At 64.1% G+C, this 20,552-nt stretch carries 22 protein-coding genes; 11 read left to right on the top strand and 11 right to left on the bottom strand.

Going from position 1 to position 20,552, the window contains the following annotated elements:
• Positions 1 to 123: 123 nt before the first annotated feature.
• Positions 124 to 549 (top strand): DoxX family protein, encoded by a 426-nt coding sequence (locus JHL16_RS19120; RefSeq protein ID WP_200186445.1) that lies wholly within the window; start codon positions 124 to 126, stop codon positions 547 to 549.
• Between the two features lie 52 nt (positions 550 to 601).
• On the opposite strand, the gene JHL16_RS19115 is transcribed toward JHL16_RS19120, so the two are convergent.
• Genes JHL16_RS19115 through JHL16_RS19100 form a run of 4 tightly spaced genes read right to left on the bottom strand, consistent with a single transcriptional unit; the run spans position 602 to position 3,616 of the window.
• On the bottom strand, positions 602 to 1,393 hold the full coding sequence (locus JHL16_RS19115; RefSeq protein ID WP_281436025.1) for an amino acid ABC transporter ATP-binding protein: 792 nt from the start codon (positions 1,391 to 1,393) through the stop codon (positions 602 to 604).
• A gap of 11 nt (positions 1,394 to 1,404) precedes the next feature.
• Positions 1,405 to 2,046 carry an amino acid ABC transporter permease gene (locus JHL16_RS19110; RefSeq protein ID WP_137858443.1) on the bottom strand — a complete coding sequence of 214 codons (642 nt, stop codon included), beginning with the start codon at positions 2,044 to 2,046 and terminating at the stop codon, positions 1,405 to 1,407.
• Positions 2,043 to 2,702: an amino acid ABC transporter permease gene (locus JHL16_RS19105; RefSeq protein WP_200186444.1), complete on the bottom strand. Its 660-nt coding sequence runs from the start codon at positions 2,700 to 2,702 to the stop codon at positions 2,043 to 2,045. Before JHL16_RS19105 ends, JHL16_RS19110 begins: the two co-directional genes overlap by 4 nt.
• A 56-nt stretch (positions 2,703 to 2,758) precedes the next feature.
• Positions 2,759 to 3,616 (bottom strand): transporter substrate-binding domain-containing protein, encoded by an 858-nt coding sequence (locus tag JHL16_RS19100; protein WP_246770978.1) that lies wholly within the window; start codon positions 3,614 to 3,616, stop codon positions 2,759 to 2,761.
• 164 nt (positions 3,617 to 3,780) lie between these two features.
• Between JHL16_RS19100 and JHL16_RS19095 the strand changes: the two genes are divergently transcribed.
• The 3 genes from JHL16_RS19095 to JHL16_RS19085 all read left to right on the top strand — a co-directional run bounded on the left by JHL16_RS19095 (position 3,781) and on the right by JHL16_RS19085 (position 6,363).
• Positions 3,781 to 4,728 (top strand): LysR family transcriptional regulator, encoded by a 948-nt coding sequence (locus JHL16_RS19095; RefSeq protein WP_200186443.1) that lies wholly within the window; start codon positions 3,781 to 3,783, stop codon positions 4,726 to 4,728.
• A 76-nt stretch (positions 4,729 to 4,804) separates the two neighbouring features.
• A complete protein-coding gene (gene speB / locus JHL16_RS19090; protein WP_200186442.1) occupies positions 4,805 to 5,767 on the top strand; it encodes an agmatinase in 963 nt (320 codons plus the stop codon).
• Positions 5,764 to 6,363, top strand: a complete 600-nt coding sequence (locus JHL16_RS19085; protein ID WP_200186441.1) for a DUF1989 domain-containing protein — start codon at positions 5,764 to 5,766, stop codon at positions 6,361 to 6,363. The genes speB and JHL16_RS19085 overlap by 4 nt, the downstream gene beginning before the upstream one ends.
• Before the next feature lie 61 nt (positions 6,364 to 6,424).
• Here the strand turns inward: JHL16_RS19085 and JHL16_RS19080 are convergent, their stop codons facing one another.
• From JHL16_RS19080 to JHL16_RS19050, 7 genes are all read right to left on the bottom strand, one after another.
• The gene (locus tag JHL16_RS19080) at positions 6,425 to 7,165 is read right to left on the bottom strand and encodes an SDR family NAD(P)-dependent oxidoreductase (RefSeq protein WP_200186440.1); all 741 of its coding nucleotides are present in this window, start codon (positions 7,163 to 7,165) and stop codon (positions 6,425 to 6,427) included.
• 8 nt (positions 7,166 to 7,173) lie between these two features.
• On the bottom strand, positions 7,174 to 7,587 hold the full coding sequence (locus tag JHL16_RS19075; RefSeq protein WP_200186439.1) for a diol dehydratase small subunit: 414 nt from the start codon (positions 7,585 to 7,587) through the stop codon (positions 7,174 to 7,176).
• The gene (locus tag JHL16_RS19070) at positions 7,584 to 9,860 is read right to left on the bottom strand and encodes a propanediol/glycerol family dehydratase large subunit (protein ID WP_200186438.1); all 2,277 of its coding nucleotides are present in this window, start codon (positions 9,858 to 9,860) and stop codon (positions 7,584 to 7,586) included. Before JHL16_RS19070 ends, JHL16_RS19075 begins: the two co-directional genes overlap by 4 nt.
• 55 nt (positions 9,861 to 9,915) lie before the next feature.
• The gene (gene sugE, locus JHL16_RS19065) at positions 9,916 to 10,233 is read right to left on the bottom strand and encodes a quaternary ammonium compound efflux SMR transporter SugE (RefSeq protein WP_200186437.1); all 318 of its coding nucleotides are present in this window, start codon (positions 10,231 to 10,233) and stop codon (positions 9,916 to 9,918) included.
• Between the two features lie 11 nt (positions 10,234 to 10,244).
• Positions 10,245 to 11,165 carry a DMT family transporter gene (locus tag JHL16_RS19060; protein WP_200186436.1) on the bottom strand — a complete coding sequence of 307 codons (921 nt, stop codon included), beginning with the start codon at positions 11,163 to 11,165 and terminating at the stop codon, positions 10,245 to 10,247.
• Positions 11,166 to 11,187: 22 nt separating this feature from the next.
• Complete coding sequence (locus JHL16_RS19055; protein WP_200186435.1) at positions 11,188 to 11,820, bottom strand: glutathione S-transferase family protein; 633 nt, start codon at positions 11,818 to 11,820, stop codon at positions 11,188 to 11,190.
• A 101-nt stretch (positions 11,821 to 11,921) separates the two neighbouring features.
• Positions 11,922 to 12,818: a LysR family transcriptional regulator gene (locus JHL16_RS19050; RefSeq protein WP_200186434.1), complete on the bottom strand. Its 897-nt coding sequence runs from the start codon at positions 12,816 to 12,818 to the stop codon at positions 11,922 to 11,924.
• Between the two features lie 48 nt (positions 12,819 to 12,866).
• Between JHL16_RS19050 and JHL16_RS19045 the strand changes: the two genes are divergently transcribed.
• From JHL16_RS19045 to JHL16_RS19015, 7 genes are all read left to right on the top strand, one after another.
• Positions 12,867 to 13,817, top strand: a complete 951-nt coding sequence (locus JHL16_RS19045) for a LysR family transcriptional regulator (RefSeq protein ID WP_200186433.1) — start codon at positions 12,867 to 12,869, stop codon at positions 13,815 to 13,817.
• A gap of 111 nt (positions 13,818 to 13,928) precedes the next feature.
• The gene (locus tag JHL16_RS19040; protein ID WP_200186432.1) at positions 13,929 to 15,521 is read left to right on the top strand and encodes a peptide ABC transporter substrate-binding protein; all 1,593 of its coding nucleotides are present in this window, start codon (positions 13,929 to 13,931) and stop codon (positions 15,519 to 15,521) included.
• 177 nt (positions 15,522 to 15,698) lie between these two features.
• A complete protein-coding gene (locus tag JHL16_RS19035) occupies positions 15,699 to 16,637 on the top strand; it encodes an ABC transporter permease (RefSeq protein ID WP_200186431.1) in 939 nt (312 codons plus the stop codon).
• Positions 16,634 to 17,584: an ABC transporter permease gene (locus tag JHL16_RS19030; protein ID WP_246770977.1), complete on the top strand. Its 951-nt coding sequence runs from the start codon at positions 16,634 to 16,636 to the stop codon at positions 17,582 to 17,584. The genes JHL16_RS19035 and JHL16_RS19030 overlap by 4 nt, the downstream gene beginning before the upstream one ends.
• Positions 17,581 to 18,579: an ABC transporter ATP-binding protein gene (locus JHL16_RS19025; protein ID WP_200186430.1), complete on the top strand. Its 999-nt coding sequence runs from the start codon at positions 17,581 to 17,583 to the stop codon at positions 18,577 to 18,579. Before JHL16_RS19030 ends, JHL16_RS19025 begins: the two co-directional genes overlap by 4 nt.
• Complete coding sequence (locus tag JHL16_RS19020) at positions 18,579 to 19,580, top strand: ABC transporter ATP-binding protein (protein ID WP_200186429.1); 1,002 nt, start codon at positions 18,579 to 18,581, stop codon at positions 19,578 to 19,580. Before JHL16_RS19025 ends, JHL16_RS19020 begins: the two co-directional genes overlap by 1 nt.
• Entirely contained in the window at positions 19,577 to 20,551 is a 975-nt protein-coding gene (locus JHL16_RS19015; protein ID WP_200186428.1) for a dipeptidase, read from the top strand. The genes JHL16_RS19020 and JHL16_RS19015 overlap by 4 nt, the downstream gene beginning before the upstream one ends.
• Position 20,552 lies beyond the last annotated feature (1 nt).

Here is a 20,552-nt window from a genome sequence, read left to right as displayed (position 1 = left end):
TAAAATTTAGAACGTACTGATCGATTTTATTCGGATTGTTAGATCGAATGCGTCGCGCCAGATAAGGGCCAACGGCAGGCGCTTCATGGTGTTGCGCCGCCTCAAGTGTCTGAGGAAATCATCATGTCTGTCGCCACCACGCTCAATGGCAATTCGACCACCCTTACATCGGCCAATGTCGCCGCGGTCCTGGGTCGCGTCCTCATCAGCGCGATCTTCATCCTGTCCGGCCTGTCCAAGCTCACCGCCATGTCCGGCACGATCGGCTATATCGAAGCGGCCGGCCTGCCTTTGGCGCCCGTCGCCTTCGCCATCGCCGTCGCGGTCGAAGTCGTGGGCGGCATCGCGTTGATCGCCGGCTTCAAGACCCGCTGGGTCGCGGGCGCCCTGGCGCTGTTCAGCGTCGTCACCGCCTTCGCCTTCCATGGCAATCTCGGCGACCAGAACCAGTTCATCCATTTCTTCAAGAACATCGCCATGGCCGGCGGCCTCCTGCAGGTCGTCGCTTTCGGCGGCGGCGCGCTCAGCCTCGATGCCCGCAAGGGATAACACTTCGAATGGGAGAGGCCGTTGAGGCCTCTTCCCTTATCTGTCTGCTTGCTCAGATCGAACGCTCGCGCCAGGTATTCAAGAATTGCTTGAGCCGGTTGCTCTTTGGATCGGCAAAGGTGGCGCCGGGGTCGCCTTTTTCGACGATGCGGCCCTGATCCATGAAGACCACGGTGTCGGCGACATGGGCGGCGAAGCCCATTTCATGGGTCACGACCATCATGGTCATGCCTTCCTGCGCCAGCTGCTTCATCACGGCCAGCACTTCGCCAACGAGCTCAGGATCGAGCGCCGAGGTCGGCTCGTCGAACAGCATCACGCGCGGCTTCATGGCGAGCGCCCGGGCGATGGCGACGCGCTGCTTCTGACCGCCCGACAATTGCTCGGGATATTTCGCGGCATGGGCGGCAATGCCGACCTTGTCCAGCATTTCCCGGCCGATCTGCTCAGCCTCGGCGCGGCCGAGAGCCTTCACGACGCGCAAAGCCTCGGTCACGTTCTCCATCACCGACATATGCGGCCAGAGATGAAAATGCTGGAACACCATGCCGAAGCCCGAGCGGTCGGCATTGATCTCGCGTTCGCCGGCGCGCCTGCGCCTGCCGTTCTCCTCGCGATAGCCGATGAGGCGGTCCTCGAAGGTGACGCTGCCTTCGTCATAGGCTTCGAGAAAAGCGATGCTGCGCAGGAGCGTGCTCTTGCCTGAACCCGACGGCCCAATGACGCAGAGAACCTCGCTGCGGTGGATGGCGAGATCGATGCCCTTCAGCACCTCGATCGTTCCGAAGCGCTTGCGCAGGTTGCGTATCTCGATCAGCGGCTTGTCGGTGGCTTCAGGCTTCATGTCTTCTTCCTTCAACCATGCTTCGCCTTGCGCTCCAGCCAATGGCCGGCCAATGCGATGAGTTCGATCAGGAGCCAATAAAGCAGCGCCACCGCGAGATAGGGTTCGATGACGGCGAAGGTCTCATTGGCGATCTGGGCACCGATCTTGGTGAGTTCCGCGACGGTGATGATCGAAAGCGCGGCGGATTCCTTGATGAGCACGATGATCTGATTGATGACCGGTGGCGTCACCAGGCGCAGCATCTGCGGCAGCTCGATGCGCAGGAGAATGCGCCAGCTCGGAATGCCCAGCATGCGCGCTGCCTCGCGCTGGCCTTGCGGTATCGATTGCAGGCCGGCGCGGAAGATCTCGGCGAAGTAGCCGGCGCCATAAAGACCGAGACCCAATATGCCCACCGGCTCCGCCTCGAGCACGAGGCCGATGCTCGGGCCGCCATAGTAGAGAAGAAAGAGCACGACGAGGATCGGCGTGCCGCGCATCACTTCGACATAGAGGCGGGCCAGGGCCGGCAGCGCGCGTCCAGGCCGGCGCAGCAGGAGAGTCACGCCGAGGCCCAGAGGAAGAGCGAGGAGCGTCGCCAGGAAGCAGATGCGTATCGTGGCCCATAGGCCGGATAGAAGAAGGGGCGTGTAGGTCTCGATGAAGCTCATGACGAGACACCTCCCCGGCGGCTTAAGAGCCGCTCGAAAACAAGGCCCAAGAGAGCGACCAGGAAGCAGATGATGAGATAGATGATGCCGGCCGCGACATAACTTTCGAGCGGCCGGAAGGAATTGGACGCCATCTGCTGGCTGACGCGCGTCACCTCGGTGACGGCGATGACCGAGACGAGCGAGGAGTTCTTGATGATGATGACGATTTCACTGACGAGCGCCGGCAGTACCAGGCGAATGGTCTGCGGCACCAGGATGCGTCGGCGGATCGCCGCGGTGCCGATGCCCAGCATGCGCGCCGCCTCGATCTGGCCCGCCGGAATGGCATTGAGGCCGGCACGGTAGATTTCGGCCTGGAAAGCGGTGGTGTTGAGCGCGAGAGCGAGTATCGCGGCGAGCACCGGCGGCACATTGATGCCGATGAGCGGCAGGAGATAGAAGACGATGAGCAACTGAACGAGAATAGGCGTGCCGCGCCAGAAGCTGCGATAAAGCGCGCAGAAGGTGCGCAGGATCCGGTTCTTCGAGATGAGCCCGAAAGCGAGACCGAGCGCCGGAACGGCCCCCAGCAGGATGGCCGCGCCCGAGACGAAGACGGTCGTCAGGATGCCCTGGAACAGGGAGGGTGCATATTTGACGATGAGATCGATCATCGGGAGCTGAGTTCCCTCACCCCACCGGCGGCGTGCCGTGGGGCGAGGGGATTATCTTATTTCGCCGGTTCGGGCAGCTTGTCGGTCGGCAGCTCCATCGTTGCGCCGAACCATTTCTTCTGCAGCTCGGCAAGCTTGCCGCTTTCGCCCAGCTTGCGCAGCTCGGCGTCGATCAGCGCGTTGAGCGCGGCGCTGTCCTCATCCTTGCGGCCGGCCCAGGAAAAATAGGTCTTGGGACCGAAGGTGGGCAGCACCACTTCGAAGACATCGGGACGCTGACGCGCCGCTTCGAGCAGGTTGGGCAGGCTGTTGACGACGGCATCGAGACGTCCGGCGCCCAGATCGGCATAGGCCTCACTGAAATCGACATAGGTCTTGGTGCCGCTGATCGGCGTGCCCTTGCCGTTGAGCTCGGCGGCGAAAGCCTCGAGTGCCTGGAGCTGGGCCGAGCCCGTTTGCGAGCCCACGGTCTTGCCGGCGATATCCTCGGGCTTGGTGATCGATGTATCGTCCTTGCGCTTCAGGATCGCCATGGTCGCATCGGCGACCGGCAGGCTCAGATGATAGGCGTCAAAGCGTTCCTTGGTGACGGTGACCGAGGTCACGACATAGTCGAAGCGCTTGGCGGCGAGGCCGGGCAGCACACCCTGCCAGGGCAGGTCGAGACGCTCGAGCTTGACGCCCGGCAGCGCCTTCATCACTTCCGCCATCATATCGGCCGAATAGCCGACGATCTGGCCGTTTTCGACGAATTCAAATGGCGGGAAGCGCGCCTCGGTGGCGACGGTGAAAGTGCCTTTCGCCTTGATGCCGTCCAGGAGATCCTCGGCCGCGGCCGGAGCGATGCAGGAGACGGCGAGGCCGGCGGCGATGAGGAGAGTGCGGGCAAGGGGCATGTGCAGCGGATTAAGCATGTGGTTCCACCCTGATTTATGAATTGGCTTTGCAGCGGATCGCATCCAAGCAGAGGCGGTCATTGCAAAAAACACGAAGTTGCTGCGCCTCATATCGATTTCTTTGATATGAGCGCCAAACCTGCCAGAATGTCGGAGGCCGCTCTTTCAAGGATCCGATGCCCATGCGCTTTTCACCCAGCGATCTGCGCTCCCTGACCGTGTTCCGGGCGCTGGCCGAGCATGGCAGCTTCGTCGGCACGCAGCTCGCCCTCGGCATGAGCCAGTCGACGGTGAGCTTCCATCTGCGGGCACTCGAGGAGCGGCTCGGCTTCGATCTGTGCCGGCGCGGCCGCAAGGGTTTCGTCCTCACCGAGCGCGGACGTTCCGTCTATGAAGGGTCCAAGGCGCTCGTCGCCTCCATCTCGGCTTTCGAAGGCATTTTGGGCGAGCTGCATCACCGGCTCGTCGGCACGCTCCGGGTCGGCATGGTGGACAACACCATCACCGATCCGCGCTTTTCCTTCCCGGCGGTGATCCGCCAGTGCGTGAAGGCCTCCCCCGATGTCGAGATCAAGTTGACGGTGACGGCGCCCGACGTGCTGATGAGCCAGATCGCCGCCGGGGGGCTCGACATGGCGGTGATCCCGCGTCTCGACATCCCGGACGGCTTCGCCCAGACGGTCTTCCACGAGGAGCTGCATTCGCTTTATTGCGGCCATCTCCATCCGCTGTTCGGCCGGGAGCCGGCGCCAGGCGAGATCGAGCAGAACGCCTTCGTCGTCAGGCCCTATGCCAACAACCGCGAATTGCGGCATTTCAGGAAGGCGAAAGTGCGCGCCTATGCCAACAACATGGAGGCGCAGGCCGCTTTCATCCTGAGCGGCGAATTCATCGGCTATCTGCCCGAGCATTACGCCCATCACTGGGTGGCGCTCGATCAGATGCGGGCTTTGATGTCGCCCGCCACCCGCATCGTGCGGCCTTTCGTGATCGTGACCAAGAGCGACACGTCGAGCTCGCCTTTGCAGCGGCTGTTCATCCAGGAGCTTCTGGCGCAGGGGGTCCATGCGCAGGACGGCCGCCGGCCGGCCAAGGCGCGGGGCGTTGTTAAATCGACAAAATCGATATGATCGTCACTAAATTCAGCTTTTTCATCGCAACGTTCCGTGTCGAAATGGCGGACAAAACAGAAGATGGGATCTGATCATGGCGCATGGATATGAGGCTGGCAGGCTGGACCTGCCTTTTGTGGGACATTGCACGTTCGGCAAAAGGCCGATCTGCACCGACTGGAATACGATCGATGCCGATGTGGCGGTGCTCGGCATTCCCTATGACATGGGCACGCAATACCGCTCCGGCGCCCGTTTCGGCCCCCGTGCCATCCGCGAGGCCTCGACCTTGTTCTCCTTCGGCCATGGCGGCGCCTATGACCATGAGGACGACGTCACCTATCTGCCGCTCGACAAGGTGCGCATCGTCGATGTCGGCGATGCCGACATGGTCCATACCGACACGGCGCGCAGCCACGCCAATGCCGAGCTCGCGGTGCGCAAGATCCTCGAGCGCGGCGCCATGCCGGTCGTGCTGGGCGGCGATCACGCCATCAACATTCCCTGCGTGCGCGCCTTCAGCGAGCATGGACCTATCCATATCGTTCAGATCGACGCCCATCTCGATTTCGTCGATGTGCGCCACGGGGTGCGCGAAGGCCATGGCAACCCGATGCGCCGCGCCGCCGAGCAGTCTTATGTCACGGGCCTCACCCAGATCGGCATCCGCAATGTCTCCTCGACCGCCAAGGAGGGCTATGAGGATGCGCGCGCCCGGGGCTCGTCCATCCTGTCGGTGCGCCAGGCGCGCCGTCTCGGCACGCAAGGTGTGCTCGACAAGATCCCGCAAGGCGCGCGCTATTATGTGACGATCGACATCGACGGCTTCGATCCCTCGATCGCGCCCGGCACCGGCACGCCCAGCCATGGCGGCTTCCTCTATTACGAAGTGATGGAAATCCTGCAGGGCCTGGTCAAACGTGGCAATGTCGTCGGCGTCGACCTCGTCGAGGTGGCGCCCGCCTACGATCCTTCCGGCATCACCGGCTTTCTCGCCGCACAGGTGCTCCTGAATTTCATCGGCTACATCTTCGAGGAGCGGGGAAAGAAGAAATGACCGCAGCTGAGATTCTGACATTGCCGGCCCGCAAGGGCCGGGCCTGCCGCCTGAGCAAGGGCCAGGCGATCAAGATCATCAATACGCATGGCCATCAGGTGGTCGACACCTGGGCCTTCAATGCCGAGGACCCGCGCGAATTCATGTCGCATGAGCATTCGCGCCCACTCACCGGCTCGATCTTTCCCAAGAAGGGGGAGCATCTCCACACCAACCGGCGCCGTTCGATCCTGTTCTTCGAAGAAGACACCTCGCCCGGCGTCCATGACACGCTGATCGCGTCCTGCGACGACTACCGCTATGGGCTTCTCGGCTGCACCGAATATCACGACAACTGCACCGACAATCTCCATGCCGCGATGCGCCAGATCGGCCTGGTGCCGCCCGACGTGCCGGCGCCGCTCAATCTGTGGATGAACATTCCGGTGGCTTCAGACGGCAAGATCGTCTGGGGCGAGCCGGTTTCGAGTCCCGGCGACTATGTCGTGCTGCGCGCGCAGATCGACTGCATCGTCGCGATGTCGGCCTGCCCGCAGGACATCCTGCCGGTGAACAGCGGCAAGACGGTCGAGGCGCATTACCAGATTTTGTCGTAGGAGTTCATTGTTTGCGCATCGGTTTATCCGAAAACCGCTTCGCACTTTTCGGACTGATGCTCTATCCGGCGCTGTTGCCGCCATCGACCGCGAGTGTCGCGCCGGTGATGAAAGAGGCTTCGTCGGAGCTCAGATAACAAACCGCATGAGCGACCTCTTCGGGCCGTCCGACCCGGCCGAGCGGAATGGCGGCGCCGAGCTCGGCAAGCTTTTGCCGGCGGTCGGCGCCATCTATCGCGCTGTCGAGCATGCCGGTGTCGGTGTCGCCCGGACAGACAGCGTTCACGCGGATGCCGTCCCGGGCGTGATCGAGCGCCATCGAGCGGGTGAGCTGCACCAGAGCGCCCTTGCTCACGCCATAGGCCACCGCATTGCGGGCGCCGACGAGGCCCCAATCAGAGGCAATATTGACGATCACGCCGCTGCGGCGAGGCTTCATTACGCGCAGCGCCGCGCGCGACAGGCGGAAGGCCGCGGTCACATTGGTGGTGAGCGTCCGCTCCCATTCCTCATCCGTGCAGGCGAGCGCGTCGCCGCGGAACAGGATGCCGGCATTGTTCACGAGAATGTCGAGCTTGCCGAAGCGGTCGATCGTTTCGGCGACGAGGTGATCGGGCGTCTCAGGGGTCGTGATGTCGGCGGCGATAAAGACGGTGCGCCCACTGCCGCTTGGCATCTCGGACAGCTGGCGTCGTCCGGTCAAAACGAGGTCGGCGCCGCGTGCGGCGAAGGCCTTGGCGATGGCGGCGCCTATACCCGAAGTGGCGCCAGTCAGAAGAATGGTCTTGCCGGAGAAATCCATGATGGTCCTCAATAGCGCCGGCGGAACAGAGAGCGGCGTTCATAGGCGGCGGCAGCTTCCTCGAGGAAGGCGGCGATGCGGTTCGCGCCATAGACGTTGCGCATATGCTGGGCGCGCTCCTTGAGCGCCTCGGCACTGGCGGCCCGGCCCGGGCGCAGCAGCTCGTAGATCTCGAAGATCGTCTCGTTGGGCACGCCGACCAGCTCCGAGGCGCGTTCGAAATTCTCGGCGAGCGATCGGCGTGATGCGAGACGCGCCACTTCGGCCTGCAGCAGCAGCGCTTCCCGTGTGATCGAGAAGTCGGCGGCGGTGACCGTTCCGGCCAGCACATTCTCGAGCGTGAGATCACTCAGCTTCTTGCCGGTCGCCGTGCTGAGCTTGTCGGCGGCGGAGTCCGTCACCGGATAGGAGATATCGCTCATCTGCGGCGCTCCAGGCGAAGCTCTTCGGGCAGAGCGGCGGGATTGGTGGCGCCGGTCTCGGCGGCGAAGAGCAGCGCCGTCTTGACGTGATGTTTGGCGAGCAGTGCCTCGCCATTATAGGCGACGAGCACGGGCTCAGGATTTTCGCCGGCGGCGAAGCGTGCTGCATTGGCGCCGAGCCTGTGATAGTGATCGAGGCTGGTGATCGGGGCCATCGAGAACAATTCCACATTCATATGCGGGTAACGGTCCTTCTGATGGATGACGGCAGTGCCCTTGGCCTGGATGCCGATGCCGTAGCCTGAGCCCGACAGGCGCGCGGCGGTGAGGCCGAGGAAAGACGTATCGGCGGTATGGCGCACGCGCACCACCCTGAAGCTGCTCCCTGCGCTTTCGATGCCGGCGATGAGCGCGTCGAGCACATCGGACAGCTTGTGTCCGGCGGTGGTCTCGTGAATGTCGATGCCCCAGGCCGGGCTGAGGCCGATGACCACTTCCTTTTTGTCACGGCCAAGCGCCGCCGAGCCCGCCGGGATCAAAGCATAGGCGGCATTGCCGTCATGCGGCCTGGCGCCGGCGCCGAAGACGTCGCTGCGGCCGATGCTGTCGCGCATCGCGGAGATCTCGCGCCAGCGTTCCTCCGAGATGCGATAGCCGGTTCCAGGGCCCGAATAATCATTGGGATCGTTGATGGCGCTCAGGATCTTGCCGTCGCGGATGATGGCGGCGGTCTGCAGATGATCGCCGGCGACGCGCAGGCGGAGCATCGACAAGAGATTGCGTGCCTCTTCGACGAAGCCGCGTTTGTGCAGGGCCTTGATCACGTCGGTCGCGGTAATGCGACCATCCTTGATCTTCCGGCTGATCGCCACGACTTCGCCGGCCGAAAACGTGTCGGTCTCGAGCGAGCCCGAGGCGAAGACGACGCTGGTTTTCTGGTCTTCGCGCGGCTCGGCGAGGCCGAGCTCCTCCATCACGGCGGCGACCGCGTCGACGGCGCGGCGGCGCACATCGAGGGCGCGGTCCTCGGTCAAAGGCGTCAGGCCCCCTTCGACAACGAAATCGCGCTGCAGCGCCAGGAAGTCCTCGATCTCCTCGCCATTGAAGAGCGAGGCGGCGAAGGAATTGTCGTAAGAGAGGATGGAGCCGAAGCCCGAACAGATGAAGTCGGTGCCGGACACCAGCGCTGGCATGATCTTGGCGCCGACGCGGATCTCCGATGATGAAGCGCGCGTGTCGTTGCCGCTGGCGCATTCGAGGTCGAGAAGGGCCGCCATGACATTCTCGGCGAAGATCTCGCGGCCGCCGCCCGGAACGGAATAGGTGAGCGGCGCGCCGTCAATACCGCCATTCTGCGTGCCCTGCACGCCCATGCCGCGCTGCAGGCAGAGGCAGCGGGCCTCGAGATAAAGGATGGAATGGGCGTCGTGATAACCCATCAGCAATTCCGAGCCGCCGCCTGACGTGCAGCGCGCCTTGATGCCGCGCGCGGCATAAGCGGTCGTAAGAAAAGCCTTCGACCAGGGCGTGTCGTCGCCGTCGATGAATGACCCTTCGGTGCCATAGACGGACACCGTCTCGGCATAGGAGGTGAAGCCGGCCATGCCGATGGCAAGCTCCTCGGCCTCCTCGATCGAACATTGGAACAGCACGCCGCCCCGGCCTACCGCGGCGCCGACCACGCAGCCCAGCGCATTGGCCCAGCCATTGCTCGCGACGCGCATGGTGGTCTCGATCTCATCGAAACCGAGCGCGACGGCGGTCGCCGAATCGGCGGCGAGCTGGAGAGGATCGTCCTTGGCATTGGTGACATGGGCCTGGTTGGCGGGTGTGCGGCGAGCGCGCAATTTCGTCTGCGCGAACATCAATTCGACGGTCGAGAGATGGCCCATCACCTCCGCCAGCTTGGCCGGCGTCATGCCCTTGGCCAAACGGGTGAGCTCGCTCCGCGGCACATTGATGTCGACGAGCCTGCGGGCGAAGTCGCGGGCATCGAGCGCCATGGCCTCTGCGGCCACCGACAAATCGATATGATGGCGGGCGATGAATTCGTCGATGAGGTCGAAATCGGCCTCGGCGACGCCATCCAGCTCGACGACCTTTCCTTGAGATATCTTTAGGGAAGGCTTCGGATCGGCCGGGCTGTTGGTCGCGGCAAAGCCGTTCTTGGCGTCCTCGCGGGCAAAGCGGTCCAGGCGCAAGGGACGCTTGTCCCATTGGTCGAAGCGTTGCCAGCGGTTGGGGAGGGGCGGTGTCGAGTTCTGATCTGACATAGTGGGTGCGCACCGGTTTTCGGACAATCCGATGCGCAAATCAACGAGTTAGATTTCAAGTCTCGATCACCTTGAGCCCGATGATGCCGATCAGGATCAGGCCGAGCAGGCTTAATCTCAGCGGCGAAGCGCTGTCGCCGAAAACGACGATGCCGGCCAGCGCCACGCCGAGCGCGCCGATGCCCACCCAGACGGCATAGGCGGTGCCGACGGGGAGGTTCTTCAGCGCCAGCGTGAGCATGACGAAGCTCACCACCGCCGCGGTGATGCCGATGACACTCGGCCAGAAGCGTGTGAAGCCGCCGGTATATTTGAGCGCGATCGCCCAGATGATCTCGAGCAGACCGGCGCCGATGAGAAGCAGCCATGCCATGATGGTCTCCCTCAGAGGAATTTGATGATGGCGACGCCGGCGAGGAGCAGGGCCACGCCGGCGAAACGCAAGCCGGAGATCTCCCGCTTCGGCAGGCGGAACCAGCCCTGGCGGTCGACGAAAAGCGAGGTGACCTGCTGGCCGGCGACGGTGAGGCCGACGGTGGTGGCGGCACCGATCACCGGGATCGCGGTGAACATGGTGGTCACATAGGTCGCGCCGCAGATGGCGCCGATCCAGCCCCACCAGGGCATGGCGGAGAGGCCGCCAAGCTGGGGTTTCGGCGTACCCGCGAGCAGCGCCGTCGGCAGCACGACCAGCATCGATAATGTCGCGATGGCGAAGCTGAAGGCGCCGACCGGGAACGGCGTGCCCAGATCGGCGCGCAGCAGGCCGTTGAGGGCGCCCTGGATCGGCAGCACCGCGCCGGCGATGAGTGCCAGCAGAATCCAGCCGAGCTTGCTCAAAGACAGATCGCGCGCCGCGGCCTTCTGGCCGAAGACGATCGCCACCGCGCCCAGGAGCACCGCGAGCGTGCCGAGGAGCGCGGCCGATGTGACGGGCTTCGGCGCGATGCCGAGCTGGCCCAACGTGTCGAGGCCAAGTGAAGCTACCATCTGGCCAGCAATGAACAGCCCGACGCTCACCACCGCGCCAAGGCGCGGAAACAGCAGGATGGTCGAGGCCACATAAAGCGCCGTCGCCATGCCGCCCGCCAGATGCCACCACGGCGCCGCGGGCAATCGGCCGAAAGCCGTCACGGTTCCGGTGAACGCTGCGATGAGCAGCAGCAACAGGCCGGCGATGAAGACCTGGATGGTCGTCGCGGCGAAGGGGCTCGCCACCGCCTTGGCGAGCTGGCCGTTGGCGCCGGCCTGGACGGTGAGGAGGCCGCCAGCGATCAGCGACAGGGGAATGAACAGACTTTCCATGACAAGGATTCCGGTTGAGGGATCAGGCGGCTTCGGCGTCGAGCTGAGGAATGGCGATGCCGCGCTGGACCGCAGGGCGTTTGGCGATGAGGGTGTGCCAGCCTTCGAGATAGGGCGTCGCCATCAGATTGCGGCCGAGGATCGGCAGCGCGTTGATCCACGGCCAGGCCATGATGTCGGCAATGCCGTAGCGATCGCCGGCGAGATAATCCCGCTTGGCCAGTTCGCCGTCGAGAACCTGAAGTAGGCGTGTGGTCTCGCGCTCATAACGCTCGATCGCATAGGGAAGCTTCTGGTCGGCGAAGACCTTGAAGTGCCAGAGCTGGCCGATCATCGGCCCCAGATGCGCGGCCTGGAACAGGCTCCATTGCAAAGTGAGGCTCGTTTCCTCGGGCGTCTCAGGCTGGAGCTTGCCGGCGCGCTCGGCCAGATAGAAGAGGATGGCGCCCGATTCGAAGACAGTACGGCCGCGATCGGGATCGACGATCACCGGAATCTTGCCATTGGGGCTGAGCGCCCGGAAGCTCTCGCGATGCTGCTGGCCGGCATCGAGGTCGACGACATGGACCCGGTAAGGGAGGCTCGTCTCCTCGAGCATGATCGCGGCTTTGTGGCCGTTCGGCGTCTGATAGGTATAGAGATCGAGGGGTGTCATTGCGGTTCTCCGGAATAAACGGATGAACCGGAAATGGCCTGTGCTTCAGCGCAATTCTATCTGGGATTATGCCAGTTCAGTCTGCGAAAATGCACAGGTAGCTAGCGAGACTTGCCGCCCTCGAGCAGAGCGCGGCGCTTCTTGAAGGCTTCGGCCGCGAAATCGGTGAAGGCGCGGATGCGCGCCACCGGCTTCAGATCCTCATGGGTCAATATCCACAGCGCCGTCTCCATGGCGGCTACCGGTCCCTCGATGCGGACAAGGTCGGACAGGGAATCGCCCAGATAACAGGGCAGCACCGCGAGGCCGATGCCGGCGCGTGCTCCTTGCGCGGCGGCCAGGAAGGAATCGGTGCGCAACGCCACCTCGACCTCAGGCAGTTCGGCGGCGAGCCATTGCGCGGCGGCGGTGTTGGCGAGACTGTCATCGGGAAGGATCCAGCGATGCGCCGCGAAGTCTTTCGTCTTGCGCCGGGCGAGGTAGCGGCGCTGGCCATAGATCGCGAAGGCGACCTTGGCGATACGCCGGCCGACCAGCGTCTCGGGCGGATTCTTGGCCGGCCTGATCGCCACATCGGCGTCGCGCCTGGTCAGATTGAGAAAGGCGTTGGAGATGGCGATCTCGATCTCGATGCCCGGATGCGCGTCGCGGAAACCTTTCAGGATCTCCGGCAGGATCGATCCCATCAGCGTGTCGGTGGTGGTGACGCGCACCGTACCGGACAGCCGCAGGTCCTGCCCGGCGAGCTTGCGCTCGAGATCGGTGACGGTGGCGTCGATGCGGCGCGCCGTGGCGATCAGCTCCTCGCCGCCGGCGGTGAGCTCATAGCCCGACGGCAGGCGCTCGAAGAGGCGCAGGCCGTGTTTCGTCTCGAAGGCGCCGATGCGGCGCAGCACCGTCGTGTGGTTGACGCCAAGGCTGCGCGCCGCGCCCGCGAGCGATCCCGCCGCGGCGACGGCGAGTATGTAGCGCAGATCGTCCCAGTCGAATTTGGCCATGTCCCGTTGTAGTGCGGCGCAAAGCACATTCATAGCGGGCAAAGATTCATGCAAGGCCGATTGATGCCGCTCGGGCATCTATATAAGCTCGCCGCCATGTCGATCGAAATCCGCCATTTGCGTGCCTTTGTCGCCGTCGCCGAGGATCTGAACTTCCGGCGCGCGGCGGAGCGGCTCAATCTGGCGCAGCCGGCCCTGAGCCGCACCATCCGCGACATGGAAAGCCTGATGGGGGTGACGCTGTTCGAGCGCTCAACCCGCAGCGTGAAGCTGACGCCTACCGGCGCTTCCTTCCTCGCCGAGGCGCGCGAGATGCTGGAGCACCTGACCGCGGCCATCCGCAATGCGCAGCGTTTCGAAAGCGGCGAGCTCGGCACGCTCAATGTCGGCTTCAACGATTTCGCCATCAATGACGCGCTGCCGCCGATCATCATGCGCTTCCGCTCGCGGTATCCCGATATCAGCGTCAATCTGCGCTCGATGTCGTCGCCGGAAATGGCGGACGCCATCCGCAAGCGCCGCCTCGATATCGGCTTCCTCACCGGGGCGCATCTGGTCGGCGGCCTGTCGCATCAGGTGCTGCGCAAGGAGAGGCTGGTCTGCCTCCTGCCCAAGGGCCACCGCCTCGCCAACCAGAAGTCGATCGCCATAGCGAGCCTCGCCAATGAGCCCTTCGTCACCGGCGCGTCGGCCGGCTGGCAGTCCTTCCTCGATGTGGTCAATGCCTATTGCATGGCGGCGGGGTTCCTGCCGCGCGTCGCGCAGGAGGCCTCGCACAGCGACAGCATCGTCAATCTGGTGGCCGCCGGCATGGGGGTTTCGATCTATATCGACGCCGCCTGGGTGAAGGAGCGCCGCGACGTCGTCATGCGGCCCTTGGCGGAGAAGCCGCCGATCGTCGTTTCGGTGGCGGCCTGGCACCCTGATCTCAAATCGCGGATCCTCGAAAATTTCGTGACGGTGACCCGTGAAGTCGTGGCGGATCCATCGCAGGATTGATGCTCATAGGGTCTCAATCTGGCGCAAATAAGTATTAGAAATGAAATTAAGCCGTCCCTATGGTCGCCAAGCATCGGCCATCCACAAGGCCGGATCAACTGGGGAGAGAAAATGCTGAAATCACATGTCCTCAAGGCTTTCGCCATTGCCGCGCTGTTCACCACCGCGCTGGCCGGCCCCGTAGACGCCGCCAGCGACAAGAGCGCTTTCCGCATGATCGTCGGCGAGCCGCGCTACATGGATCCCAATCTCGCCGCCGACTTCGCCATCTATGTCAATGCGCAGCTCTTCCAGCCCTTGGCGCGCACCGACAAGGACGGCAATCTGGTGCTGCTGCAGGCCAAGAGCATCGAGCTGGCGCCCGACGGCCGCACCTGGAAGATCGCGCTCAATCCCGATTACAAATGGTCGAACGGCCAGCCGGTCACCGCCGCCGACTGGGTCTATTCGTGGAAACGCATCCTCGACCCCAAGACCGGCAGCGAGACCGCGAGCTTCCTGAGCGATGTCGAGAATGCCATGGACTACAATAAGGGCACCCTCACCGACGCCGAGAAGGTCGGCATCAAGGCGACCGGCGAGTATACATTCGAAGTCGTAACGGCGCTGCCGGCGCCGCAATTCCGCGCCAAGCTGGCGCTGCCCTATCTGACGCCGGTGCCCAAGGCGGTGGTCGAGGAATTCGGCGAGAAATGGGTGGCGCCCGAGCACATGCTCTCCAACGGCCCCTACAAGCTCGTGAGCCGCGTCAACGACCAGTCGATCGTGATGGAGGCCAATCCGCATTATGGTGGTGCTAAGCCCGCAATTCCGCGCATCGAGATGACGATCGCCTCGGGCGATCAATGCACCGCGCAGTTGCGCGCTTATGAGGCGGACGAGATCGACTTCACCACCTGCGTGCCCTCACAGGACATCGCCCGCATCCGCGGCGACGCCGATCTCGGCAAGCAGCTCGATCCCTTCGCGCTCGCCGCCACCGAATGGGTGCAGTTCGACATGCGGCAGGCGCCGTGGAGCGACAAACGCGTGCGCCATGCGCTGGCGCTCGTCATCGACCGGCAGGCGATCGTCACCGCGGTCAGCGACGGCACCAACCGCATCGCCACCACGATCGTTCCCGAATCGATCCCCGGCAGCAACACGGCCGACGCCCTCAAAGGCTCGATCGAGGGCGCCAAGAAGCTTCTCGCCGAGGCGGGCTTCCCGGATGGAAAGGGCTTCCCGCAATTCACCATCTCGACCACCTCGACGCGCGAGCGCCCGCTCATCGCGCAATTGCTGCAGCAGATGTGGTCCGACAATCTCGGCATCCAGGCCAATATCAATGTGCTGGAAGCCAATGCCTTCCGCGCCTGGGTGCAGACGCGCAAGACCGAGAAATACGACATCATGATCAATGGCTGGTGGTCGGACTATGCCGATCCCGCCAACTGGTTCGGCGATCTCGTCACCGCCGATCCGCGCCAGAACCACTTCACCAATGAAGCCTTCGCCGAGATCGTCAAGAAGGCGGATGCCGAGACCGATCCCGCCAAGCGCGCCGAGCTTTATCGCCAGGCCAACAAGATCCTCGAGGAGGAGCAGCCGATGACCGCGCTGCAGAATCCGACCGATCTGTGGATGGTGAAGCCCGATGTGCAAGGGCTCGCCCATGAGGGCGTGCTCAACATGTATCATATCGGCGAGGCTGCCTTTAAATAGAGCGGGTGGATCGAGCGTGACGGCCCTCATCATCCTCACCCTGAGGTGCCCGCCGAAGGCGGGCCTCGAAGGGTCTGGTGCGGCGCGTATGCTCTATCCTGATGGACGCTTCGAGGGCCGCTTCGCGGCCACCTCAGCGTGAGGATATTGTGAGAGTTCCGCGGGCAGGGTGCGATTATGCTTTCCTTTCTGATCAAACGCATTCTGTCCGCGATCCCCACTTTGCTGATCGCCTATACGCTGGTGTTCTTCATCGCCCATGCGACGCCGGGCTCGCCCTGGGATTCGGGCGGCAACCGGCCGATCGAGCCGTCGATCAAGGCGGTGCTCGATGCCAAATACAATCTCGATAAGCCGCTATACGTGCAATATACGAGCTATCTGTGGAACGCGCTGCAGGGCGACTTCGGCCCGTCCTATCGCGACCGTACCCAGTCGGTGAACGACATCGTCGCGCGTTTCCTGCCCGTCTCGCTCAAGCTCGGCGCCGCCGCGATGCTGCTCGCCGTCCTTCTCGGCCTGCCGCTCGGCGCCCTGGCGGCCTTGACCAGGCATCCGGCCGTCGACGGGCTCATCCGCATGATCAGCACGCTCGGCATCTCCATGCCGACCTATGTCGTGACCTCGATCCTGATCGTCTCTCTCGGCGTGGGCCTGGGGCTCGTGCCGACCTTCGGCTGGAAAGGTCTCTTCACCGCCTCGTCGCTGGTGCCGATCTTCTCACTGGCGCTGGCGCCGCTCGCCGCCGTCATCCGCTGCTTCCGCACCAGCATGCTGGAAGTGATGAATCTCGATTTCGTGCGCACCGCACGCGCCAAAGGCATGAAGCCGCTACCGATCATCATCCATCATATGGGCCGCAACGCCCTCATTCCGGCGATCACCGTCGCCGGCTCCTATGCCGCCTATGTGCTGGTCGGGTCCTTCTTCGTCGAATCGATCGCCGGCATACCGGGCTTCGGACGCTATTTCGTGCTGGCCATCGCGGCGCGTGACTATCCGGTCATCATCGGTACCACGCTCATCTATGCGGTGATCGTGGTGGTGATCAATCTGCTGGTCGATCTTTCTTACTTCCTGCTCGATCCGCGCGCCCGCCTGGAGCAAGGCCGATGAGCGTCCTCGATCTCGCCCCGCCGCGCGATGCCGGCATGGTGACCCGGCTGTGGCGCTTCATCCGGCACAATCCGGCGCTGAGCCTCGCCCTTGCTTTCCTTTTGCTGGTGCTGGCGCTGGCGCTGTTTTCGTCCTTCCTGCCGCATGACGCCTATCGCCAGAATGTGCTGGTGCGCAATTCCGGGCCGTCGCTCAAATACTGGCTCGGCACCGACGCGCTCGGGCGCGATATGGTGGCGCGCCTCGCCGTCGGTGCCCGCGTGTCGCTCACCGTCGCCGTCGCCTCGACGATCATCGCGGTGGCGATCGGCGTGCTGGTTGGCACGATCGCCGCCTATGCCGGCGGCTTTATCGACAATGCCATCATGCGTTTCGTCGACAGCATGTATGCCTTCCCCGACACGTTGTTCGCCATCCTCTTCGCGGCCTTGATCAAGGGCCAACTCGGTGGCGATGTGAGCGGCTGGATGGCGCCGCTGGCGGAAGCCTATCGCCTCTCGGGCGGGCTTCTGGGCGTGCTGCTCACGCTGGGCCTCACCGGCTGGGTCACCACCTCGCGCCTGGTGCGCGCCCAGGTGCTCTCTCTCAAACATGCCGAATATGTGCTGGCGTGCCGGCTCGCCGGCGCTTCCCATTGGTTCATCATCCGCAAGCATCTCCTGCCCAACACGCTGCCGGTCATCCTGATCGCCGTCACCTTCGTCGTGCCCAATGCGATCCTGCTCGAAGCGGGGCTGAGCTTCATCGGCGTCGGCATCGATCCGCCGACGCCGAGCTGGGGCACGATGATCGCCTCCGGGGCGCAATCGATCCAGTCCTATCCGCATCTCCTGGTCTTTCCGGCACTCGCAATCGGCCTGACGCTGCTCGCCCTCAATGTGGTGGGCGATGCGTTGCGTGACCTGCTCGATCCGGCGGTCAGCGCGTCGCGGGGAGCCGCCACATGAACGAGATCCTGCTCGAAGCCCGCGACATCGAAGTCCGCTTCAATGCGGTGCGCGCCGTCGATGGCGTGAGCCTCACCGTGGCGCCGGGCGAGACGCTGGCGATCGTCGGTGAATCGGGCTGCGGCAAGACCACGCTCGGACGCTCGCTGGCGCTCCTGCAACGGCCGACGAGCGGCAAGGTCATGTTCGACGGTGCCGAGCTTACGGCGCTGAGTGACCGGCAATTGCGCCAGGCGCGCCGGCAATTGCAGATGGTCTTCCAGGATCCTTATGCCAGCCTCGATCCGCGCCAGCGGGTGGGCGAGATCGTCGGCGAGCCTCTGCTTATCGCCGGCGTCGACCGGGCGACACGCCAGAAACGGGTCGCCGAGCTGCTCGACATGGTCGGGCTCGGCGCCGACATGGCGCAGCGTTTGCCGCGTGAATTCTCGGGCGGCCAGCGCCAGCGCATCGGCATCGCCCGGGCGCTTGCCTGCGAGCCGAAGCTCATCATCTGCGACGAGCCCTTGAGCGCGCTCGATGTCTCGATCCAGGCGCAGATCGTCAATCTGCTGATCGACCTGCAGCGCCGCCTGCGGCTGACTTATGTCTTCATTTCGCATGACCTCGCTGTGGTGCGGCAGATGGCGAGCCGCGTCGCCGTGATGTATCTCGGCCGCATCGTCGAGATCGCCGAGACCGAGCAGCTTTTCTCGGCACCACGCCATCCTTATACGGTCGCCTTGCTCTCCTCCGTTCCGACGCTCGGCAGCGGACCGTCGCCGGTGGCCGAGGACTTCCTGCTCGCCGGCGATCCGCCGTCACCGTCGCGCGTGCCGAGTGGCTGCCGCTTCCACACCCGCTGCTGGCTCAGCGGCAAGCTCGGCCATCCGGAACGCTGCGCGACGCAGGCTCCGGTGTCCGCCGGAGAAGGCGGGCATTTGGCCGCCTGTCATTTCTCCGACGAGATCGCGCCGCTGCTTTCCACTTCGCCCTTGCTGAAAGGAGCTGCCTGATGTCGGCGCCTTTGCTCCAGATCGACGATCTGCGCGTGCGCATCCCCAGCCGGCGCGGCGAGGTGAAGGCGGTGGACGGCCTTTCCTTCAGCGTAGCGCCAGGCGAAGTGGTCGGCATTGTCGGGGAATCGGGCTCCGGCAAATCCATGCTGGCGCTGTCGATGCTGCAGCTCATCCCGAAACCCGGCCGCATCACCGGCGGCCGCATCGCCCTCAATGGCCGCGACCTGATCGGGCTCTCCGAAGCCGAGATGCGGGAAGTGCGCGGCAACGAGATCGGCATGATCTTCCAGGATCCCTCCGCCTCGCTCAATCCGGTGCTGCGCATCGGCCGTCAGGTCGCCGAGACGGTCGAGGCGCATCACCGGGTCACACCCGCACAATCCTGGCGCCGTTCGGTCGAGATGCTGCAAGGCGTGCGTATTCCCGATCCGGAAGCACGGGCGCGGGATTACCCGCATCAATATTCGGGCGGCATGCGCCAGCGCGTGGTGATCGCCATCGGCATGGCCAATGCGCCGAAGCTCCTCATCGCGGACGAGCCGACCACGGCGCTCGACGTGACCGTGCAGGCCCAGATCATGGGACTGCTCGGCCGCATGAACAAGGAGACGGGCACCGCCATCCTCCTCATCTCGCATAATATCGCGCTCGTCTCGCGCTTCTGTACGCGGGTGCTCGTAATGTATGCCGGCCGCATCGTCGAAGCGGGGCCGACGGCGCAGGTCTTCGCTAACCCTGAGCATCCCTATACGCGGGCACTTCTCAATGCCGTGCCGCGCATCGACCGGCGCGTCGAGGAGGGGCTCCAGACCATTGCCGGGCGCCCGCCCGATCTCGCTTCCTTGCCGGCGGGCTGCGCCTTCGAGCCGCGCTGCCCGGCGCGCCTGCGGTCGTGTGCCGAAGAGCAGCCGCCCGCTTTCCCGGTGGGCGAGGGACGCTTCGCGCGCTGCTGGCTTGCCGAACATTCCAAGCATCAACAAGGAAACAGCCGATCATGAGAGCCGAAACCTCGCCCGAAAAGACGATCTATCTGGATGCGACGGCGCCGATGCTGCAGCCGCGCGAGCTCGGCAAGATTCTGCCGGGTATTGTGGCCGGCGGCATCGATGCGGTCTTCACCTCGGCCGGCGCCATCGAGGATTTCCGCACCACCATGGAGATCATCGCCAACTGGCTCGAGATCGAGCGGGCGCGCAAGCAGAAGATCAGGATCGCGCGGTCGGTCGCCGATATCAGGGCGGCGAAAGCGGCGGGCGAGACGGCCATCGTGTTTCATTTCCAGGGCGCCGATCCGATCGAGGACGAGCTCGACTTCCTCAATGTGTTTCACGATGTGGGCCTGCGCGCCATGCAGCTCACCTATAATTCACGCAACCGGCTGGGTGACGGCTGTTTCGAGCCGACCGATGCGGGCCTGAGCAAATTCGGCCGCAAGGTGATCCGCCGCATGGAGGATCTCGCCATGGCGGTCGATCTCTCGCATGCCGGGGCCCGCACCGCGCTCGAGGCGACGGAAGCGGCGACACGTCCCGTCGTCGTCACCCATGCCAATGCCCGCGCCTTGCTCGACACGCCGCGCAACGTCTCCGATGACCTCATCCGCGCGGTGGCGGCGTCGGGCGGCGCCATCGGCGTCTGTGCCGCGCCGTTCTTCCTCACCCGCGACAAGCAGGCGACGCTCGACATGCTGATCGACCATGTGGCCTATATGGCCGATCTCGTCGGCATCGAGCATGTCGGTCTCGGCTTCGACTTCGCCGAGGAAGACGAGGACGACTATGTCTATTTCGGCTATGACGAGCGTTATATCCCGATGCCCCCCTGGCAGTTTCCGGTCGGCATCGCGAGTCATGCCGAGGCCGGCAATGTCCGTGCCGCGCTCAAATCACGCGGCTTCTCGGATGACGAGGTGAGGGGCGTGCTCGGTGAGAACTTCCTCACCGTCTTCGAACGCATCTGGGGTGCGTGAG

The sequence above is a fragment of the Taklimakanibacter albus genome (assembly GCF_016595235.1).
Classification (GTDB): Bacteria; Pseudomonadota; Alphaproteobacteria; order Rhizobiales; family Aestuariivirgaceae; genus Taklimakanibacter; species Taklimakanibacter albus.
This window is presented reverse-complemented; position numbering and strand designations above follow the sequence as displayed.

Coding starts and splice junctions, on each gene's coding strand:
- JHL16_RS19120 (WP_200186445.1), top strand. CDS start 124: ATGTCTGTCGCCACCACGCTCAATGGCAATTCGACCACCCTTACATCG.
- sugE (WP_200186437.1), bottom strand. CDS start 10,233: ATGGCATGGCTGCTTCTCATCGGCGCCGGTCTGCTCGAGATCATCTGG.
- JHL16_RS19070 (WP_200186438.1), bottom strand. CDS start 9,860: ATGTCAGATCAGAACTCGACACCGCCCCTCCCCAACCGCTGGCAACGC.
- JHL16_RS19030 (WP_246770977.1), top strand. CDS start 16,634: ATGAGCGTCCTCGATCTCGCCCCGCCGCGCGATGCCGGCATGGTGACC.
- JHL16_RS19025 (WP_200186430.1), top strand. CDS start 17,581: ATGAACGAGATCCTGCTCGAAGCCCGCGACATCGAAGTCCGCTTCAAT.
- JHL16_RS19060 (WP_200186436.1), bottom strand. CDS start 11,165: ATGGAAAGTCTGTTCATTCCCCTGTCGCTGATCGCTGGCGGCCTCCTC.
- JHL16_RS19095 (WP_200186443.1), top strand. CDS start 3,781: ATGCGCTTTTCACCCAGCGATCTGCGCTCCCTGACCGTGTTCCGGGCG.
- JHL16_RS19075 (WP_200186439.1), bottom strand. CDS start 7,587: ATGAGCGATATCTCCTATCCGGTGACGGACTCCGCCGCCGACAAGCTC.
- JHL16_RS19055 (WP_200186435.1), bottom strand. CDS start 11,820: ATGACACCCCTCGATCTCTATACCTATCAGACGCCGAACGGCCACAAA.
- JHL16_RS19050 (WP_200186434.1), bottom strand. CDS start 12,818: ATGGCCAAATTCGACTGGGACGATCTGCGCTACATACTCGCCGTCGCC.
- JHL16_RS19035 (WP_200186431.1), top strand. CDS start 15,699: ATGCTTTCCTTTCTGATCAAACGCATTCTGTCCGCGATCCCCACTTTG.
- JHL16_RS19110 (WP_137858443.1), bottom strand. CDS start 2,046: ATGAGCTTCATCGAGACCTACACGCCCCTTCTTCTATCCGGCCTATGG.
- JHL16_RS19100 (WP_246770978.1), bottom strand. CDS start 3,616: ATGCTTAATCCGCTGCACATGCCCCTTGCCCGCACTCTCCTCATCGCC.
- speB (WP_200186442.1), top strand. CDS start 4,805: ATGGCGCATGGATATGAGGCTGGCAGGCTGGACCTGCCTTTTGTGGGA.
- JHL16_RS19045 (WP_200186433.1), top strand. CDS start 12,867: ATGCAAGGCCGATTGATGCCGCTCGGGCATCTATATAAGCTCGCCGCC.
- JHL16_RS19105 (WP_200186444.1), bottom strand. CDS start 2,702: ATGATCGATCTCATCGTCAAATATGCACCCTCCCTGTTCCAGGGCATC.
- JHL16_RS19020 (WP_200186429.1), top strand. CDS start 18,579: ATGTCGGCGCCTTTGCTCCAGATCGACGATCTGCGCGTGCGCATCCCC.
- JHL16_RS19015 (WP_200186428.1), top strand. CDS start 19,577: ATGAGAGCCGAAACCTCGCCCGAAAAGACGATCTATCTGGATGCGACG.
- JHL16_RS19040 (WP_200186432.1), top strand. CDS start 13,929: ATGCTGAAATCACATGTCCTCAAGGCTTTCGCCATTGCCGCGCTGTTC.
- JHL16_RS19115 (WP_281436025.1), bottom strand. CDS start 1,393: ATGAAGCCTGAAGCCACCGACAAGCCGCTGATCGAGATACGCAACCTG.
- JHL16_RS19085 (WP_200186441.1), top strand. CDS start 5,764: ATGACCGCAGCTGAGATTCTGACATTGCCGGCCCGCAAGGGCCGGGCC.
- JHL16_RS19080 (WP_200186440.1), bottom strand. CDS start 7,165: ATGGATTTCTCCGGCAAGACCATTCTTCTGACTGGCGCCACTTCGGGT.